The following is an 18,371-nucleotide window of genomic DNA, read 5'->3' on the forward strand; positions in this document are numbered from 1 at the left end:
CAAAGGACAAAATCTCTGATCCTGAGAATATCAAAGTGAGACACGTTGTTAGGACACGACAACACCGATCAAGTCACCCATCGATCGCAGAAAGGCGGTAAATTGCGATCACGTTCAAGCCTGGACCCGGGCGCCTTCCATCCGTCTCATCAAGGGATCCTTTGATAGGACGTAAACTCCGTCTCCCTGGGCACTCATATCCACTTCCTGGACACCGCCGTGCCACCAAGTGCTCACCCTCCGAGTGGTAACTTGACGCTCAGGCAGTCCGGCGGACGACGTCGGGCGCTCTGCCGTCGTCATGTGGCGTCGCCGGGAAGCGACCAATCATAGTCACGGGGACATAGTTGCCCGTCGTCTGGATTGAACCGGCGTGTAGCGGCGCAGCGTGGTGAAATGGGCGCTGACGAGAGCGAGATAATCTTCGAGGCCTGTCCGGGTCAGGTCCTTGGCCTGGGCGATGCTTTCGGCCAGGGATTCCCAGCCGATGGCGGTTTCGATCGCGGCGAAGGGACCTTCACCGTTTTCCTTCGCCGCGAAGATGGCATCACCGAACCTGGAATGAAGGCGCATCATGGCCGCGACGGTGGAACGGGACGCCAGGGTGGCCTGGTTTTGCTTGTTCTGCGCTGTCCGGATGAGCCGTCCGATGATGCGGTCGTGCAGATCGATGATTTCGTCGGTGACCGTTGCCTTGCTTTCCACGGCCATGGCAAAAAGAGTCGCGTAGCGACGCGCGGGTTCAAACTTGGACAGATCGGCCGCGGTCATGGAAGCGCCCTCACGGGCAAGCTTCAGCAACCTGTTCCGGTAAACCAGCCGGCCCGCCGCCCAGGGAAGATCAAGGGCACGCCAGGCAGTCAACCGGTCGATGTGTTCACGCATAGCACGTGCGTTGGGGCGCAGCGGTGCTTGCCGCAGCCAGCCGATTTCGGTCATTGAACTATCGGGGCGGCGGAGCAACAACCCATCCAGGCGTTTCCGGTGCTCGACCGAGAGGTGGCCGCATAGGGCGGCGTGAATGTTCCGGTTCGCCTTGGTCAGGGCCTGTGCGCAGGCCCGTTCAATGATCCTGACCCCGGGAATAGCGATCTTCTTTGCCTGAGGTGTACTACTGATGTGAGACACAGTTTGAAAGGATTGTGCTCATGTCTGCCCGACCTACCTATTCCGATGAGTTCAAGGCTGATGCCGTTGAGCTCGTGGTTTCATCTGGCCGTTCGCCCGCCTCTGTCGCTCCGGAGCTCGGCATTTCCGTCACCGCGTTGAAACGCTGGGTGCGTCTGTCCCGGGAAAGGCAGCCGAAGGGCGGCAAACCTGATGATCCGGTGGATTCTGCGAAATACAGGGCTCTGGAGGCACGGCTGCGGGAGCTGGAGAGGGAGAACGATTTCCTGAAAAAAGTTTCGGCGTTCTTCGCCAAAGAACAACGGTAGAGGACTTGTACCGTGTTGTTCAGGAGAAGAACGCCGACTTCCCGGTGGCCTGGATGTGCCGCCAGCTGGATCTCCCACGGGCCACGTATTACCGGCGGCTGGACGCGAAGGAGACCCCGACCTCGTTCCGCCGCCGGGAACTGACGGATCAGGTGAAGACCGTCTTCGATTCCTCCGACGAGATCTTCGGCCACCGCATGGTGCCCACCAAACTGACCGCCGCCGGCATCGAGGTGTCGGTGGGCACGGTCGCGGGGATCATGGCTGAGAACGGGTGGGCCGCCAAGCGGATGCGCGCCTTCAAGCGCACCACGATCCCCTCGGATCCGGAGAAGGTCTTCGCTGACCTCATCGGCCGTGACTTCACCGCAGAAGCCCCTGGAACACGGCTGGTCGGAGACATCACCTACCTGCGCACCGGCGAGGGCTGGCTGTATCTGGCCACCGTGATTGATCTGTGCACCCGCATGGTCGTCGGCTGGGCCATGGCTGAGCATATGCGCGCGTCGTTGGTTACCGGAGCCTTGACGATGGCCAGGGACCGGGGCCATCTGACCCCCAACGCCATTTTCCACAGCGTGCCGAGGTAATCGTGAGGCCGAGGTTGGGGAGTTTGCCCCTGTGATTCCTGGGTCGCTGGCCCATTTCCCGGCTTAATGTTTGGTGCTATTTGAGTGTGTAGAGCAGCTGGAGTTCGTCGTCGCTGAGCGCCTCGGTGCTCGTTTCGCCGATTGCAGGGGTGGCCGCATTCATCGCTGCCCTCATCATGTCGAGGGTGGCGAAGGCATAGAATGCCGACGTGGTGCTCATGCTTTCATGGCCGAGCAGCTGCATGATGATCGGCAACGGTATGCCTTGCTTGTAGAGGTCCATGGCCTTGGTCTTCCGCAGCATGTGGCAGTGGAGGTTGCCCGGGATCGAAGGGCACCGTTCGGGGGCGATGTCCCCGGCTTTCTTGAGCACCGCGGGGACGGTGTCGCTTGAAAGGGCAGTTGGTTGACCGCGGTGGAAGCTATGGAACAGGGGCCGCGTCGCGGACTGGGCGACGCGTCGCGGGTGAAACTCCTCGAGATAGACCTTCAGGTGTTCAACGGTCTTCTCTCCCAGAGGGACGACGCGGCTGTTGTCCCGTTTCCCCGTGAGGGTCAGGTGGGCCGGTTTTGCCAGTGCCAGGTCTTCAATGGTTAGCGCCGTGATCTCACTGACCCGTGCGCCGCTGTCGTAGAGCAGGATGAGCAGCATGCGGTTCCGGCGTGACTTCACGTCCTTGCCGTCGTAGGCGGCGAGAATAGCCGTCGTCTCCTCCTCCTGGAGGTATTCGATGGGTTTGCGCGGTGTGGCCGGCGCCTTGACGTTCTTGGCAGCCTGGTAAACCGCGACCAAGGTGATCTCTTCCGCAGACGCGAAATTCAGAAAGGACTTGACGGCGCTTAGGCGCAGGCCGATGGTTGCGGGCCTGTAGTTCTTGGCTTGTCGCATCCATACCAGCCAACCCTTCAGGACTTGCCTCTCGAAGTGGTCAAAGCAGATCTCCTGGTGGCGGACCTGCTTCTCGGCGACCAGGTAATTGACGTAGCTTTCGAGACTGATCCTGTACGCCTCGATGCTGCGAGGTGCCATCTCCCTGACCTTGGGCAGGAAGTCGTGCAGGTAGTTCCGGGCATAGCCCCAGAAATCAGGGGTCGGTTCGTGCGTTCTGCGTTTCATTCGAATCCCACCTCGGGAAACACACCCTGGCCGTCATGGGTGAGTGCTGCGTAGCCATCCATGAAGTCCGCGAGGTGTGGATGTAGTAGAAAGTGCTGTCCAGCGATGCGTGCCCCATATACTGGGCAAGGTAGGGCAGCATCGCGTTGACGTCGGTGCCGTCGGCCATCCATCGTTCGATGTTGGCATAGGCAAAATGATGCCTGAAATCGTAGGGTCGGGGCTGTTTGCCACCAACTGCTCGCGGCAATCCGGCCCGGTCCCAGATCCTGTTGAACGTAACCCCGATCGAGGCCGGTGAGACCGGCGCTGGGGTCGAGGAGACAAAAAACCCCGGACGCGTTTGCCCGAACTTCCTGCGGGATATGCGGTCGCAGTCGGCGAGGATATCGATGACCTGGCCGCTGATTGGCAGGCGTCTGCTTCTGTTGCCTTTGGACCACAGCACATCGATTTCCCCTTTGACGAGGTCAGCGTCCCGGGGTCGCAGCCTGCGGGTTTCACAGGTCCGAAGCCCGCACGAATGCATCAGCCGAAAAAACGCGACGGACTGCCACTTCCACGGCGAAGTGGTTTCCACCTCGGCAGCGGAGCGGAAGAGATCTCCTCGCGGCTCAACAAGTACGGCTGGGAGCGGAAGAACCCGCTCTTCCAGGACTCGGCAAGCGCATACGCTTCCGGATCGTCGTGGGTCCGCATCCAGCGGCCGAAATCCCTGGTCTATGACATCCAGGACGGACTGGAGCCCGGCTGGGAGGACTTCTTAAAGATGACCCAACCTTCGACGGCCTGCTGATTGAAAGCCCTCACTCCGTGTTCCGTGCAGTAAGCGTCGAAACTGCGCAGATACCAGATTCGCGATGCCCCGTAGCACCCCATGCTCTGTTTGAAGGCGAGATACCGCGTCAGTTCCCCGGCAAAAACACTGGAGAACTCGTACGTGCTCATATGATTTCCCTCTCCGGCAGCGGAAGGACGCACGAGAGCAATCGTTCGGTGTCGGCGCTCAGATACACATTCGTCGAGTCGCTATGGGCATGGCCCAGGATCGCCGAAATCGTCGGCAACGCCGTGCCCGCCCGCAACAGCTTCGTCGCCGCGTTGTAGCGAAGGGCACGCGTTCCAACCTTCACATCCTCCACCCCGGACGTACGAAACACCTTGTTGAGGATCAGGTAAATCGTTGCATGATCGTCCAAGGCAACATGCGGGGCCTTCAGCCTCAGGAAGACCTCCTCCTCGGCGGAGACCGGACGCTCGTCAAGTACGTAGTGGGCCAGCTTGGCCAGGACCAGTGGCGGCAGCGGCACCGTCAGGGGGTTGCCGGTCTTTTGCCGCACGATTCCGATCGTGCCGCCCCGCCAGTCGATGTCCGCCAGCCGCAGGCTGCGGATATCGCACGCACGAAGACCGGTGATCAGCGAGAGGAGCGCAATCGCTGAGTCCCGTGAGGAGACCAATCCTTGCCGGCAGGTATCAACAACTTTCCGTTCAACTTCGGAATCGAGCAAGGCAACAATCTCGTGATGCCGTCTCGCCCGGGCCAAGGCCAGTGCATTGAGCAGATCCGTGCGGGATGTGAATTTCAGGAACGCCCGGAAGCTGGCGACCGCCGACCACATGCTCGAATCAGCCCACCGGCTTCGAAGGGACTGAAGAAATGCCAGGACGCTGGATCCGTCGGCGTCATCCCAGGAGGAAATCCCGCAAGCCTCCAAGAAGTTCAGGTAATCGCAGGCCAATCCGCCGAAACAGTTCTGCGTCGAACGCGCGAGGCCCCGCTGCTCCATGTCGTGGGACCAAGCAGATAACAATCCGGAGAATTCAGGACTGTTGGGCCCTTCCCTCTGCTGCCCTCGGAGTCTCGTGGAAAGATCCACGGTGCCGGTGAGCACATACGAGTCGAACAACAACACCACCCGGCTGTAATCGGTGTGGCGCTGGGCGCTGTACCTGCCGGTCCGTGGGCTCGTCGTCATCGAGGCGAATTCCGCACCCAGCTTGCTTGTATAGACGCCATCCTGTTTCTTGGCCAGAACACCCAAGCACTTGATGGACTTGCAATACTGGCCGATCGTGGACTGCATATAACCGGCGTCTTCCAACGCGGCCACAACGACATCTCCGATAGCCGTGACTGTCGTATCCATTGCCTTGTCCTTCCGCTGGGAGCATGGATACATGGCAGGTTAGGCCAAAACATTAAGCCGGGAAACGGTCCCGCGACCCAGGACTCACAGAGGCAAACTCCCCAACCTCGGCTTAACGATTACCTCGGTATAATCCGATTGATGGATCAGCCCCTGGGCCACGGGCCGGCCTGCGTTTTCACGCCTCCACAGTGCCATGCGCAGGCAGTGCTCCACGAACGCCGTGTCCTTCGCCGAGGATGTCTCCCAGCCCACGATGGCCCGGGAGTACAGGTCGATGACCAGGGCGACGTAGACGAATCCGGACCAGACCGGAACATAGGTGAAATCCGTCACCCAGGTATGGGTCGGAACGGGGACATGGAAGTCCCGGTTCAGCAGATCCCGGGCCCTGCGGCCGTCCTTGCCGGGGATCGTGGTGCGCGTCCTGCGGCCGCGGACGAGCCCATTCATGCCCTCGGCACGCATCAACCGATCCAGGGTGTGCTTCGAGACGTCCGGGAAGCCGTTGCGGCGCAACCAGACCGTCATCTTCAGCCGCCCGTAGATCACCTCGGGCCGGGGCCGGCCCTTCCCGTCGAAACCAACAGGTCCCGGAGCGCGTCGGTGATGCGGGCGTCCTCCAGGGTCCGCAGGGCCGGGAGCCGGCTCTTCCAGGCCCGGTAAGACCGCGCGGCGACCTGCACGCCCTGCCCACGCAGGACGGCACAGATCGACTCGACAGCATGGCCTTCAGCCCTCATCTCATCGATGAAACGGCAGATCAGCGGCGGCGAGGGTCGAGTTCCCTCGCGAAGAAAATCGAGGCCTGTTTCAGGATCTCGTTGGATTCCTTCAGGTCACGCACTTCGGCGCGGAGACGCTTGATCTCTTCCGGTTCTTCACTGCTCGGGCCCGCCTTCTCGCCGGCATCAATCTGGGCCTGGACCACCCAGCGACGCAACGTTTCAGGCCGGCGCCAAGCTTCGGCGCCAAGGCCCTGCAGGCAGCGAAAACGGACGGGTAGTCGGACAGCCGATCGAGGGTCATGCGCACGGCACGATCACGCACGTCCGAAGGATACTGCTTGGGCATAATGGCCATCTTTCTCACAAAAGACGGCGGCATCAAACCCGGGACGGTTCAGTTTTGGATAGCATACGGTTCGGTCCTGTTCCCGTGTGGATCGAGAGACGAAGGCTTTCATAAGACCTCGACGGACGGAGATATCCCGAGATCGCCGACAAGTGGGTGCCTTTGGTTGCGGGAGGGCGCGAGCGCCGCGATGTCGAGCCTCGCCCTGAAGTATTGTTACCGGGCCAGAGGTCACGGGCCTGGCGATTCGTTGGAACCTGGACTCACACCTGCCCATGCTGCCAAGCGGCCTGCCTTTGGGAAAATGCTTGTCTCGGCCTTGGTTTCGACGCTGATGACCTGGCCACCGACCCGCAGACTTCCGGGTTCGTGGCGAGCACATCTTGGGTCCGTCGGAAGGGAAGGATCAGGACCTCGATGGCTCCCGGGGGGTCGTGAGCTCACGGGTGTGGGTGTCGATCTGGAAGAAGGCCGCTCACTGAACTCCAACACCTGGAGAAGCCGACGTCATCCAGGAAATTCACCCCATGTCCTCAACTCTTTGCATCACGCTGGGTTATATTAGGCCCATCAAAACGCTTGCCGCGGACGGACGCAGAGCGAGTCTCAACGATAGTGTTTGCATCGACCCTGCCGCTGACAACGGTCATGGGGGCCACTATAGCCGAACGTCCTATTTGTGCACCGCCCAGCACCACGCATCGACTCGTAACCCATGCCCCACATTCGATTAGTATCGGACGCGTAATTAGTGCCATGTCCTGACGGTGCGCATGGCTGCCGGTTGTAAGAAGGGTTTCTTGCGAAATAACGACGTTGTCCTCAACGACTATGTAGTCTTGGTTATGAAACCAGACGCCCTCGCCAATCCAGGTTGAGTCTCCTACGCAGAGTTTCCACGGGAATTTAACGCGAGTTCTAGGCCGAAATATGACGTTCTCACCAATCTTGGCGCCAAAGGCCCGCAGGGCAGCAACCCGGATCTTTGACGACACCTGCCATGGATTTGTGACCAGCAAGAGCTCGACCATGGACCAAAGGTAGACGAATGTCCTCGGCCGGTCCCACGCTTCTTTCGCGCCGGGGGCCAATCGAAGATCTATCGTCGGAATGAACTGGTCCTGGCTAGCTTTGTGTTCGTCTGAGTTCATTTGGCCCTCCTCATCGATCGTGCACGTACCTGAACCTGAAACTAGGCTTACGTCATGACTGCTTCGCGACTCCGCATAACCATACTAGGAATCAACTATGCCCCAGAGCCAACCGGCAATGCCCCATACACGGCAAGCCTCGCGGCTAGTCTTTCTGCTTTGGGCCACACTGTTCAGGTGATCACGGGTTTTCCGCACTATCCGGAGTGGCGGCCAAAACCTGGATACGCCGGATGGACGCAAAACGAGGTTGTTGATGGCGTGAGGGTCAAACGACTTCGACACTACATTCCGCGAACACCCAAGGCTCTCCAGCGGATGCACATGGAACTTAGTTTCGGGTTAAGGTCGATGCTCACCCGTTGGGAACGGCCGGACGTCGTGGTGGTGGTAAGCCCGGCACTCTTTTCCTCTGGTCTTGCGATTCTGCGTGCACGGCTCAGCCCAAACCGACCCGCCGTTGGGATCTGGGTCCAGGATCTTTACAGCCGCGGCATCGTTGAGACGGGGTCAAGTGGCGCAAGGATGGGGCGAATTATGGCCAAAGTGGAGGCGTCGATACTTGGCGCGGCCGATGGCGTTGTCGCGATCCACGAGCGATTTCAGAACTACATGATTGTTGAACTCGGCATCCGGTCTGCTCGCACGTGGGTGATTCGAAACTGGACACATTTGCCTCCATCACCAGCATCCGGGCAGGAAGAAATGCGCGAGCGCCTGGGTTGGTCGTCCAAGGACATAATTGTTCTGCATGCTGGAAACATGGGCCAGAAACAGGGACTTGAGAACGTGGTTGCGGCTGCCCGGTTGGCCGATGAACGGCAAAGCCGAGTGCGTTTTGTCCTCATGGGCGATGGTAATCAACGTCAGCGTTTGGAAGCATCCGCGGTGGAAGTGGCGCACGTCGATTTTATAAGTCCCCTTCCGGGGGATGAATTCCAACGGGCTCTCGCTGCTGCCGACATGCTCTTGGTTAATGAGCTGCCCGGCGTCAAAGATATGGCGGTCCCCAGCAAACTCACCTCATACTTCAACGCGGGAGTTCCAGTTCTTGCGGCGACAGACCCCGGCAGTGTCACAGCGTCTGAAATCGATGCGTCCGGCGGCGGCATCAGAGTCGACCCAGGAAAGCCTCTAGCGCTTCTGGAGGCTGCGGAAGCACTCGCACTGGATCCCGAAAAGTGCACGGAATTGGCTAACAATGGATTGCGGTTTAGGCAAGTCACGTTGTCGAAGGATGTGGCAATCTCACACTATGATGAGTTCGTATCAAGCTTGGCATCATCGCGCGGCCGCTAGGCTGCATTCGACGTTTTTCGCATCTTGGGGGTTAAATCTTGACTAAGCGCGCATTCATCACCGGTATCACGGGGCAAGATGGGTCTTACTTGGCTGAACTACTTCTCAGCAAGGGCTACGAGGTTCACGGATTGATCCGCAGGGCTTCAACATTCAATACGGCCCGCATCGACCACTTGTACGTAGACCCACACGACCCTCAGGCAAAGCTCTTCCTACACTACGGGGACTTGAGCGACGGAGCCCGCCTTGTGACGCTGCTTGCCGAAATCCAGCCGGACGAGGTCTACAACCTCGCGGCACAGTCGCACGTTCGTGTTTCCTTTGACGAACCGGAACACACTGGGGACACGACCGGCGTTGGCTCCATTCGTCTGCTCGAGGCCGTCCGCATGTCTGGCGTAGACACGAAGTTCTACCAAGCGTCTTCCTCGGAAATGTTCGGTGCAACCCCGCCTCCCCAAAACGAAGAAACGCCCTTTTACCCCCGCTCCCCGTATGGGGCCGCAAAGGTTTACAGCTACTGGGTGACCAAGAACTACCGTGAGGCCTACGGAATGTTTGCCGTCAACGGAATCCTGTTCAACCACGAATCGCCCCGCCGCGGTGAAACGTTTGTGACACGGAAGATTACGCGGGCCGTCGCCGCGATCAAGGCCGGCAAACAGGACCTGCTCTACATGGGCAATCTCGACGCCGTTCGCGACTGGGGCTACGCGGCCGAGTATGTAGAGGGAATGTGGCGCATGCTGCAAGTTGATGAGCCGGACGACTTCGTTCTGGCCACCGGCGGCAACTATACCGTTCGCGACTTCCTCCAAATCTCCTTTGAGCACGCAGGCTTGAACTGGGAAGACCACGTGCGCTTTGACGAGCGCTACTTGCGTCCAACCGAAGTAGACGCCCTGGTGGGTGATGCTTCGAAAGCACAAGAGAAACTTGGTTGGAAGGCAACGGTCCACACCCCAGAGCTGGCTCGAATCATGGTGGACGCCGATATCGAGGCTTTGAAGCACGCGGGCAACCATTGGATCGATGGAGTCGATCTCGACAGTTGGAAGAACTGATGTCAGAGCCCATCTCTTTCACGCCGGGCAGCCTTGACCGTAACTCGACATTCTATGTAGCAGGACACCGCGGCTTGGTGGGATCCGCTATTTGGCGCAAGCTGGAAACCGAAGGGTTCACCCAGCTTGTGGGCAAGTCTTCGGCCGAGCTCGACCTCAAGGACCGCGACGCTGTCTTCGAGTTCTTTGCGCGGAGCAAGCCCCGCTATGTGGTGCTGGCAGCCGCGAAAGTGGGTGGTATTCTCGCCAACGACACCTATCCTGTGGACTTCCTCAGCGACAATTTGCGTATCCAGGTGAATGTTCTGGACGCGGCCCGCGAGCACGGTGTCGAACGCCTCCTCTTCCTTGGGTCATCCTGCATCTATCCGAAGTTCGCAGAGCAACCAATTCGCGAGGATTCGTTACTCACTGGTCACCTCGAACCGACCAATGACGCCTATGCGATTGCGAAAATCGCAGGCATCATGCACGTGCAGGCAGTTCGCCGACAGTATGGGCTCCCGTGGATATCAGCCATGCCCACCAACCTCTACGGGCCCGGCGACAATTTCTCGCCGGAAGGTTCACACGTTTTGCCTGCGCTGATTCGTCGTTACGACGAAGCGGCCAAGTCCAGTACCCCAGTGGTCACCAACTGGGGCACCGGGTCGCCACGACGTGAATTCCTGCACGTGGACGATATGGCCGCCGCTTGCCTGCATCTGCTGGAGAACTACGACGGCCCGGAACAAGTGAATGTCGGAACCGGGACGGATGTGACTATCAAGGAGCTTGCCGAGATCGTGGCAAGCTCCGTCGGTTTCTCCGGTGCCATCGAATGGGACATTTCCAAGCCAGATGGCACACCACGAAAACTGTTGGACGTTTCCAAGCTCTCCAACGCTGGATGGTCTGCTTCCATTGGTCTGGAAGAAGGAATCAAGGCCACTGTGGATTGGTACCGATCAAATTTGGCTGAAATCCGTAACTGAGAAATCCAAGCGGCGCTCAATTTGAAATGGGGGACTCTTTGAGTCAAGAGGCAAACTGGAGGGCGCGTACTTCGCGTACCCTCCGAATAGTTGACGCCTTGGTGATCGTCTGGGCTGTTGCCGGCGCCTACAGCATCCGGTTCGGACTGGACTCGGGCGTTTCAATTTCCGGACAAGATTATGTTTCGTTGTCGATAATCCTGGCCATTACGTGGTGGCTCATGCTTGGGGCTTGGAACACGAGACAGAGCCGGATCCTCGGCTCAGGACCTGACGAGTACAAGCGCGTGGCAGCTGCTTCCCTTTGGCTATTTGGTTTTGTTGCCATCTTCTCTTACGTCTTCCGGGTAGACACTGCCCGCGGATACGTCGGGATTGCCCTACCTGCAGGCCTCGGCGGTCTCCTTCTGGCACGTTGGCTCCTTCGGCAGCACCTCAGCATCCACCGGCAGAAGGGCCGGCGCATGTCGCGGCTTCTGCTGCTCGGAAGTCCTGGGGCAGTCATCCACCTGGCTGAGACCCTGGTCCGCGAGAAGCACGCCGGCTACACTCCCATCGGCGCCTACACGACAGGCGACTCCGCCCACTCTCAAGAACTGGCCGCCATCGGGCTCCCGGTACTTGGCCATGAGCCGACGACACACGCGATTCTCAACGCGATCGAACGGTGCGCAGCTGACGCCGTCGCCGTCACCGTGGGGATGCAGCTTAATCCGAGAACGCTGCGCCAACTTGGGTGGGAATTGGCCGACCGCAACATCGGTCTCATTCTGGCACCAGCCCTCACCGACGTTGCCGGACCACGCATCCACACACAGCAGGTTGCCGGACTCCCGCTCATCCACGTCACTACGCCTAGTCTTGAGGCCGGTCAACGCGTCGCGAAACGATTGTTCGACGTGGCGGTCTCTGCGGGGCTGATTGTTCTGTCTTCACCATTGTTGACAGTGCTGGCGCTCATGGTGAAGCTCGATAGTCCCGGTCCGATCCTCTTTAGGCAAGAACGCGTCGGGTTTGAGGGAGCACCCTTCAAGATGCTCAAATTCCGCACCATGGTGGCTGACGCAGAGGCAAGGCTCGCCGATCTCGCTCACCGGAATGAAGGAAACGGCGTTCTCTTCAAAATCAGGAACGATCCGCGCATAACACGCACGGGGGGTTTCCTTCGCAGATATAGCTTGGATGAGCTTCCCCAGCTGTTCAACGTCCTGTTCGGTTCGATGAGTTTGGTGGGGCCTCGTCCACCATTGCCAAAGGAAGTGGAGGCCTACGAACAGGACGTGCGGCGGCGCCTTCTGGTCAAACCGGGAGTTACTGGGCTCTGGCAGGTCAGCGGAAGGTCAAATCTCTCCTGGCAAGACTCCGTGCGTCTGGATCTGTACTACGTGGAAAACTGGTCATTGGCCGGAGACCTCATTATCTTGCTCCGCACCGCCCGAGCCGTCTTCGGCGGCCATGGCGCTTACTAACCAGCTCTGACGCAGAAACAACCCTCTGGGGAAGGCCAACATAATGCGCATTTCAGTCATAGGCTGCGGCTACCTCGGCGCCGTACATGCCGCCTGCCTGGCCAAGCTTGGCCACGAGGTGGTCGGCATCGACGTGGACGAGCGAAAGATCAGCACGCTCTCCGCTGCCCGTGCCCCGTTCTTCGAACCGGGTTTGGATGAACTCCTTCGAGACGTGCAGGAGACGGGACGGCTGTCCTTCACCACCGAAATGTCCGCAGCCGAGGGTAGCGCCGTCCACTTCATATGCGTCGGGACACCCCAGAAAAAAGGTGAAAATCAGGCCGACCTACGCTATGTCGATGCTGCTGTGAAAGCGCTCATCCCCCACATACGGCACGGCGACATTGTGGTCGGAAAATCCACTGTCCCCGTGGGAACCGCCTCCCGCCTAGCTGACCTCGTCACCGAGAGTGAACCCGGGGCACACCTCCTATGGAATCCCGAATTCTTACGCGAAGGTCATGCTGTACAGGACACCCTCTCACCTGACCGCTTGGTCTACGGCGTCGCCGACGGCTCGGAAGATCACACTGCCGTTTCGGTTCTGGACGAGGTCTATGCCGTTCCGCTCTCCACAGGAACCCCTCGATTGGTCACCGATCACCCGACTGCCGAACTGGTCAAAGCAGCTGCGAACTCCTTCCTGGCTACGAAAATCTCTTTCATCAACGCCATGGCCGAAGTTTGCGAGGCAGCGGGCGCAGACGTCACCCGGCTCGCAGACGCCATCGGAATGGATGACAGGATCGGCCGCAAATTTCTCAACGCGGGCATCGGTTTTGGTGGTGGATGCCTCCCTAAGGACATCCGGGCCTTCATGGCAAGGGCCGGCGAATTGGGTGCCGATCAGGCTTTGACCTTCCTGCGGGAAGTGGACTCCATCAATATGCGACGCCGCACGCGCGTTGTTGAGCTCACCCGCGAACTCTGCGGAGGAAGCTTGCTGGGACACCACATCACGGTCCTCGGTGCTGCCTTCAAGCCCGAAAGCGACGACGTCCGCGACTCGCCAGCGCTCAGCATCGCCGCACAACTTCAACTCCAGGGAGCAGTGGTCACCGTAACCGACCCGAAGGCCTTGGAAAACGCGGCAAAACGCTTCCCGGAACTGCAGTATGAACCGGACCTGGAAACGGCGATGGCTGGAGCCGATACCCTCCTCCTGCTCACTGAATGGCAGCAATACAAAGACCTTGACCCCTTCGAGGTGAGCAGCGGCGTCGCCGGACTCCGGATCCTGGATGGACGAAATGTCCTGGACGCTGCCAAATGGCGTACCGCCGGTTGGCACTACCGCGGACTCGGAAGGCCGTAGGCGTGACTGATACTCAACAATCAGAAGCCATCCCCGAGGAACCCGAACTGCGCAGGGGGAAGCGAAGCTCCGTTCCAGGCAAGCGTCGCCGGCGGTTGCTAACAGCCGGAGTTTGCCTTGTGGTCTTCGTAGTGATGGCCGGCGCCGCCGCCCTCTGGCTGGGTGCGAAGGCCTCCACTATCAAGGCAGAACTTGAAGCATCTACACATTTGGTGCCCAAACTTAAGGAGAGCATCCTCCAGAACCATCCCGCTGAGGCTTCCGCCGCCGTAGACGAGCTACGCCGTCACACCGCCGCCGCACGCGATGCGGCGACCGATCCTGTCTGGTCCCTAGCCTCGGTGACTCCAGGGCTGGGCGCAAACTTCTCCGCGACCTCGGAAATAGCGCGTTCAGCGGACGATGTCGCAACTTTGGGCGTCGCCCCCTTGGTGAAGGTTTACAGCGCCGTGAATTGGGACAAGCTAGTCCCCAGCGGCAGCGGTACGGATCTGGAGCCGATCCGAAAAGCGGCGCCGGCCGTGGCGTCATCCGCGAACGCCGTTCGCGCGTCGGCCGAGCGGCTGAACGCTATCGACGCCGGTAAACTGCTTCCCGAGATCGCCGGACCATTAACGCAGGTGAGGCAACAACTTAGCGCTGTTGTGGACGAGTTGGACACGGCATCCGACGCGGCGAACTTGGCCCCCGTCATGTTGGGATCTGACAAGCCACGGCATTACCTGCTCCTTGTCCAGAATAATGCCGAGGCCCGCGCTACGGGCGGTATTCCCGGAGCCTTGGTCGTGCTTACTGCCGACAGGGGAAAAGTCAGCCTTTCCGCGGAGACCAGCGCCGCCGAACTTGGGGTATTCAATCCTGCGGTATCCGTGGATGCCGAGCAAGAGCGCATCTATACCGACCGCATGGGCACGTTTATGCAGGACGTTAACTTCACCCCGGATTTTCCCACTTCGGCTACTACGGCACTGAGGATGTGGGAACAGAAAAAGGGTGACCACCTGGACGGCGTCGTCTCGATCGACCCGGTGGCTCTGGGCTATATCCTCGACGCCACAGGACCCGTTAGCCTCCAAGACCCGCAGATGCTTGCGCTGACCGAAGGGAAGCTACCGACCCAGCTCTCGGGCAAGAACGTTGTAAAAACCGTTCTCTCCGACGTGTACGCCCAAATCAACGATCCAAAAGCGCAGGACCTCTACTTCGCCGCCGTGGCCAAGGAAATCTTCGGAGCGCTCTCCTCCGGGAAAGGCGAAGCCAAGAATCTCTTGGCTGGCGTCGGGAAGGGCGTAGCCGAGCACAGGGTGCTGCTCTGGTCAGCGGACACGGCAGAACAGTCCACTCTCGGGAAATACACGCTCAGTGGATCTATTTCCGGTCCCAGCGTCCCCGCGGCCCAGTTCGGTGCCTACTTCAATGATGGCACTGGCGCAAAAATGGACTACTACGTGAAACGCACCGTGCAGCTCATCCAGGAATGCCCGGCGGCCGACGGTTACGGGACCGTCAAGGTGCAGGTCACCAGCACTAACACGGCTCCCGCTGATGCAGCGACCTCATTGCCGGGATATGTGACCGGCGGTGGAGCCTTTGGTGTGCCGCCAGGTACGGCCCAAAGCAATGTGATCGCCTATGGGCCCGCCCAGTCCCAGGTGGTAACGGCTACCCAGGATGGGAACAAAGTCCCCTTCGGCGCACAGCAACACGACAATAGGCCCGTTGCAACCCTTTCAGTGCGGCTGGCACCTGGACAAAGCAGCACCGTGGAATTCACCTTCGGAAAAATCGTGCAGCACAACCAACCCGAAGTGGTAGTGACACCAACCGTCGAATCCGTTGACAAGGTGGTTCTCCCTACCAAATCGGAAACATGCGGCGCCGCAGGATAGACGGCACGTTAACCCTTTGTAACGAGTTTGGATTTACTTTGCAGTAAGCACCCTTAGGATGGTAGTTTCTCTCTTGGGTAGGTCTCAGATTTCAGTTCACGTGTTCGTGGTGGATGAAATCACGTCAACACAATGAATTGCGCAGCAGGTCTCAAGCACGTACCAAGGTCTCAGGGGGACTAAAATTGAAGAAATCACTTGCAGCGATCGCGCTTGCGGGCAGCATCGCACTTGCCGCTTCGGCACCAGCAATGGCCGTTGATTACCCGGCACCGGCACCGGGCACCGTTTCCGGTTCCATCGTTACACCCGGTGCAACCATCACCTTCTCCGGCACCGGCTTCAAGCCCGGAGAAACCATCCGCATCACTATCGTCATCACAGTATCCGGCAAGCCGCAGGGCGCAGCAGCACCGGGCGCCGGTGCTGCAGTCATGGCAGTTGGCAGCTCGCTTTCGCTCGCTCCGACCGAAGTGACCGCCGTGGCCGACGCCAACGGCGCTTTCGCTCTGCCAGTCACGCTCACCGAAGCGGGCACCTATCAGCTGACCGCCGTTGGTGTGAGCTCCGGACACACTGTCACGGCAACCGTCGTTGCGGCCGCACCGGCCGCTCTGGCAAACACAGGTGGAGCAGCACTGGCCAACACCGGTGGTACCGGCCTGGCTAACACCGGCGTGGACTCCAGCCTGATCCTTTGGGGCTTGGTTGGCGCTGGCGCACTCGTAGCCGGCACGACTTCTGTAGTGGTGGCCCGCCGCCGCGCAAAGAACGAAACCGCAGCAACAGCCTAAACGCTAAATAAAAGGAGGGGTTGTTTCCGGTGATCCGGAAACAACCCCTCTTTGTTTCCGCCTACGGTAACTTATGAACATGGGGAGACATTGGCGACGCCGCAAGCGGCTCAGCTTCAGGGTGGGATTGCCAGCGATTCCACGAATTCCAGCGATTCCGAGTGCGGCATGGCCGATCATTTTTCTGATCCTGCTGGCCGCGGTTTCCTTCAGTGTTGCTGCCTTCGCACTCATGCGGCACACGTGATAATGACTCTCGTGTTAACTTGTAAAACACAGGTGTCACGCGCACCTGCCAGCTAGTGAAAGAGCTATACCTTTGGAATCGCCCCACCCCGTTCGGATACTGACCGTTTGCACCGGCAACATCTGCCGCTCCCCCGTAGCCGAACGATTGCTTCAGGCAGGGCTGGACCAGGTTCTCCCCGGCGGCTTCGAAGTCCGCAGTGCCGGCACCCGCGCCATGGTGGGCAGTCCCATCCAACCCCTGTCAGCGGACATTATCCGCACATACGGCGGCACACCCGAAGACTTTGCCGCGCGCCAGCTCACTCAGGAGATCTTGAGGGAATCGGACCTGGTACTCACCATGGCGTCCCACCACCGCGGGGAAGTTCTGCAGTTGGACGCCTCCCTGCTCAAACGGACGTTCACCATCCGCGAGTTCGCGCGGATGGTGACGGCCCTTGAAGAACGAGGTGACGCATCGCCGTCGGGCGCTGACTACACCCAACAATGGCGAGAACTGCCGGCACGGGCTTCCTCCGTGCGTCACCTCGTCCTGGCGGCAAAATCCTCGGACAACGACGTCGCGGACCCCTACAAACAGGGCGCCGACGCGTACCTGCGGATGGAAGACGAGCTGGCTCCGGCCATCCTCAGGATTCTCCGTTACGCGCGGCTAAGCATGCAGCCGTCCTAGCCGAGGAATTCCTTCATCCAGGTTTTGAGGTCTTCACCGAATTCGGCCCGCTCGGACGCCAGCGTGATGACGGCTTTTAAGTAGCTGAGCTTGTCCCCGGTATCGTAGCGACGTCCGCGGAAGACGACCCCGTAAACGCCCGCGCCTTCGCCTTCGCCCTTTGCGAGGGTCTGAAGGGCGTCGGTCAGCTGGATCTCGCCACCGCGCCCGGGCCCCGTCTCTTCGAGGACATCGAACACGGCCGGGTGCAGGACATATCGTCCAATCACAGCCAGGTTTGATGGCGCTTCTTCAATGGAAGGCTTCTCCACAAGGCTGTTGACCCGGACGTAATCCTCCCCCACGATGGGCGTGATATCGGCGCAGCCATACGCGCTGATCTGCGACGGCTCCACTTCGATGAGGGCAATCACCGAGCCGCCGGTCTTCGCTTGAACGTCGATCATGGTTGACAGAAGCTGATCCCGCTCGTCAATCAGGTCGTCCCCCAAAAGCACGGCAAACGGTTCATCGCCTACGTGCTGCTTCGCGCACAGCACGGCATGACCCAAGCCCTTCGGTTCGCCCTGCCGCACATAGTGGATAGGCCCAAGCCCGGAGGCATGCTGCACGGCATCCAAACGGGCTTCGTCGCCTTTCAGCTCCAAAGTACGTTCGAGATCAGGTGCACGGTCGAAATGGTCTTCCAGTGAGCGCTTGTTGCGGCCCGTGATCATCAGCAGGTCGCTGAGTCCTGCCCTTACGGCCTCCTCAACCACATACTGGATGGCAGGCTCATCTACCACCGGCAACATCTCCTTCGGCATCGCCTTGGTGGCAGGCAAGAAGCGCGTGCCCAATCCGGCTGCCGGAATAACTGCTTTTCGAACTAGTTTCCCCATAGACATAGGGCAAATCCTACGAATGGATTTTCAAAAACGCTAATCCCTGATGCAAGATTTCGGCGTGTCCGGTCAGGAAGTCGTCAGCAGCGGGCCTTACGCACTGGGTGATGCCCCTACGTCCTTCGCGGCTGCCTCCGAAGTCGATTACGGAAATCCGCTGACAGTTGCTGGACGCCCGGAGTAGTCTTGCGCACAAGT

At 59.7% G+C, this 18,371-nt stretch carries 20 protein-coding genes and 1 pseudogene; 12 read left to right on the top strand and 9 right to left on the bottom strand.

The genetic code is table 11. The features are described 5' to 3' along the window. Positions 1-369: 369 nt before the first annotated feature. Positions 370-1,104 (bottom strand): annotated as a pseudogene (locus AB4074_RS19415) (Tn3 family transposase); the annotation flags it as partial. Between the two features lie 44 nt (positions 1,105-1,148). On the opposite strand from AB4074_RS19415, the gene AB4074_RS19420 reads away from it, so the two are divergent. Next, on the top strand, positions 1,149-1,436 hold the full coding sequence (locus AB4074_RS19420; protein ID WP_441414877.1) for a transposase: 288 nt from the start codon (positions 1,149-1,151) through the stop codon (positions 1,434-1,436). 5 nt (positions 1,437-1,441) lie between these two features. Further along, complete coding sequence (locus AB4074_RS19425; protein ID WP_441414846.1) at positions 1,442-2,026, top strand: IS3 family transposase; 585 nt, start codon at positions 1,442-1,444, stop codon at positions 2,024-2,026. A 76-nt stretch (positions 2,027-2,102) separates the two neighbouring features. Here the strand turns inward: AB4074_RS19425 and AB4074_RS19430 are convergent, their stop codons facing one another. Together AB4074_RS19430 and AB4074_RS19435 are read right to left on the bottom strand one after the other, a co-directional pair. Then, positions 2,103-3,143, bottom strand: coding sequence for a tyrosine-type recombinase/integrase (locus AB4074_RS19430; RefSeq protein ID WP_441414847.1), 1,041 nt, complete (start codon positions 3,141-3,143; stop codon positions 2,103-2,105). After that, on the bottom strand, positions 3,112-3,672 hold the full coding sequence (locus tag AB4074_RS19435) for a tyrosine-type recombinase/integrase (protein WP_441414878.1): 561 nt from the start codon (positions 3,670-3,672) through the stop codon (positions 3,112-3,114). The genes AB4074_RS19430 and AB4074_RS19435 overlap by 32 nt, the downstream gene beginning before the upstream one ends. On the opposite strand from AB4074_RS19435, the gene AB4074_RS19440 reads away from it, so the two are divergent. Then, complete coding sequence (locus tag AB4074_RS19440) at positions 3,667-3,939, top strand: hypothetical protein (RefSeq protein ID WP_441414880.1); 273 nt, start codon at positions 3,667-3,669, stop codon at positions 3,937-3,939. The two genes, AB4074_RS19435 and AB4074_RS19440, sit on opposite strands and share 6 nt — an antisense overlap. Here the strand turns inward: AB4074_RS19440 and AB4074_RS19445 are convergent. The 5 genes from AB4074_RS19445 to AB4074_RS19465 form a co-directional block, all read right to left on the bottom strand. Next, positions 3,864-4,091, bottom strand: a complete 228-nt coding sequence (locus AB4074_RS19445; protein WP_441414848.1) for a hypothetical protein — start codon at positions 4,089-4,091, stop codon at positions 3,864-3,866. The genes AB4074_RS19440 and AB4074_RS19445 overlap by 76 nt on opposite strands. After that, complete coding sequence (locus AB4074_RS19450; protein WP_441414849.1) at positions 4,088-5,293, bottom strand: tyrosine-type recombinase/integrase; 1,206 nt, start codon at positions 5,291-5,293, stop codon at positions 4,088-4,090. Before AB4074_RS19450 ends, AB4074_RS19445 begins: the two co-directional genes overlap by 4 nt. Before the next feature lie 84 nt (positions 5,294-5,377). After that, complete coding sequence (locus AB4074_RS19455; protein ID WP_441414850.1) at positions 5,378-5,824, bottom strand: DDE-type integrase/transposase/recombinase; 447 nt, start codon at positions 5,822-5,824, stop codon at positions 5,378-5,380. A 17-nt stretch (positions 5,825-5,841) separates the two neighbouring features. Beyond that, on the bottom strand, positions 5,842-6,036 hold the full coding sequence (locus tag AB4074_RS19460) for a hypothetical protein (protein ID WP_441414851.1): 195 nt from the start codon (positions 6,034-6,036) through the stop codon (positions 5,842-5,844). A 20-nt stretch (positions 6,037-6,056) separates the two neighbouring features. Then, complete coding sequence (locus tag AB4074_RS19465) at positions 6,057-6,224, bottom strand: hypothetical protein (RefSeq protein ID WP_441414852.1); 168 nt, start codon at positions 6,222-6,224, stop codon at positions 6,057-6,059. 1,348 nt (positions 6,225-7,572) lie between these two features. Here AB4074_RS19465 and AB4074_RS19470 point away from each other — a divergent pair. The 8 genes from AB4074_RS19470 to AB4074_RS19505 all read left to right on the top strand — a co-directional run bounded on the left by AB4074_RS19470 (position 7,573) and on the right by AB4074_RS19505 (position 17,289). Then, positions 7,573-8,817 carry a glycosyltransferase family 4 protein gene (locus AB4074_RS19470; protein ID WP_441414853.1) on the top strand — a complete coding sequence of 415 codons (1,245 nt, stop codon included), beginning with the start codon at positions 7,573-7,575 and terminating at the stop codon, positions 8,815-8,817. A 38-nt stretch (positions 8,818-8,855) separates the two neighbouring features. After that, positions 8,856-9,884: a GDP-mannose 4,6-dehydratase gene (gmd, locus tag AB4074_RS19475; protein ID WP_441414854.1), complete on the top strand. Its 1,029-nt coding sequence runs from the start codon at positions 8,856-8,858 to the stop codon at positions 9,882-9,884. Beyond that, on the top strand, positions 9,884-10,858 hold the full coding sequence (locus tag AB4074_RS19480) for a GDP-L-fucose synthase family protein (RefSeq protein WP_441414855.1): 975 nt from the start codon (positions 9,884-9,886) through the stop codon (positions 10,856-10,858). The genes gmd and AB4074_RS19480 overlap by 1 nt, the downstream gene beginning before the upstream one ends. Positions 10,859-10,884: 26 nt before the next feature. Further along, positions 10,885-12,327: a sugar transferase gene (locus AB4074_RS19485; RefSeq protein ID WP_441414856.1), complete on the top strand. Its 1,443-nt coding sequence runs from the start codon at positions 10,885-10,887 to the stop codon at positions 12,325-12,327. Between the two features lie 43 nt (positions 12,328-12,370). Further along, positions 12,371-13,684 (top strand): UDP-glucose dehydrogenase family protein, encoded by a 1,314-nt coding sequence (locus tag AB4074_RS19490; RefSeq protein WP_441414857.1) that lies wholly within the window; start codon positions 12,371-12,373, stop codon positions 13,682-13,684. A 2-nt stretch (positions 13,685-13,686) separates the two neighbouring features. After that, the gene (locus tag AB4074_RS19495) at positions 13,687-15,573 is read left to right on the top strand and encodes a DUF4012 domain-containing protein (protein WP_441414858.1); all 1,887 of its coding nucleotides are present in this window, start codon (positions 13,687-13,689) and stop codon (positions 15,571-15,573) included. Positions 15,574-15,758: 185 nt separating this feature from the next. Next, on the top strand, positions 15,759-16,367 hold the full coding sequence (locus AB4074_RS19500) for an LPXTG cell wall anchor domain-containing protein (RefSeq protein WP_441414859.1): 609 nt from the start codon (positions 15,759-15,761) through the stop codon (positions 16,365-16,367). Positions 16,368-16,686: 319 nt separating this feature from the next. After that, positions 16,687-17,289, top strand: a complete 603-nt coding sequence (locus tag AB4074_RS19505; protein ID WP_441414860.1) for an arsenate reductase/protein-tyrosine-phosphatase family protein — start codon at positions 16,687-16,689, stop codon at positions 17,287-17,289. On the opposite strand, the gene galU is transcribed toward AB4074_RS19505, so the two are convergent. Then, on the bottom strand, positions 17,286-18,176 hold the full coding sequence (gene galU, locus AB4074_RS19510; protein ID WP_441414861.1) for a UTP--glucose-1-phosphate uridylyltransferase GalU: 891 nt from the start codon (positions 18,174-18,176) through the stop codon (positions 17,286-17,288). The genes AB4074_RS19505 and galU overlap by 4 nt on opposite strands. 58 nt (positions 18,177-18,234) lie before the next feature. Here galU and AB4074_RS19515 point away from each other — a divergent pair, with 58 nt between their 5' ends. Beyond that, a complete protein-coding gene (locus AB4074_RS19515) occupies positions 18,235-18,357 on the top strand; it encodes a hypothetical protein (protein ID WP_441414862.1) in 123 nt (40 codons plus the stop codon). The last annotated feature ends 14 nt before the right edge of the window (positions 18,358-18,371 follow it).

This window comes from Arthrobacter sp. 2MCAF14, from assembly GCF_052115645.1.
GTDB lineage: Bacteria > Actinomycetota > Actinomycetes > Actinomycetales > Micrococcaceae > Arthrobacter.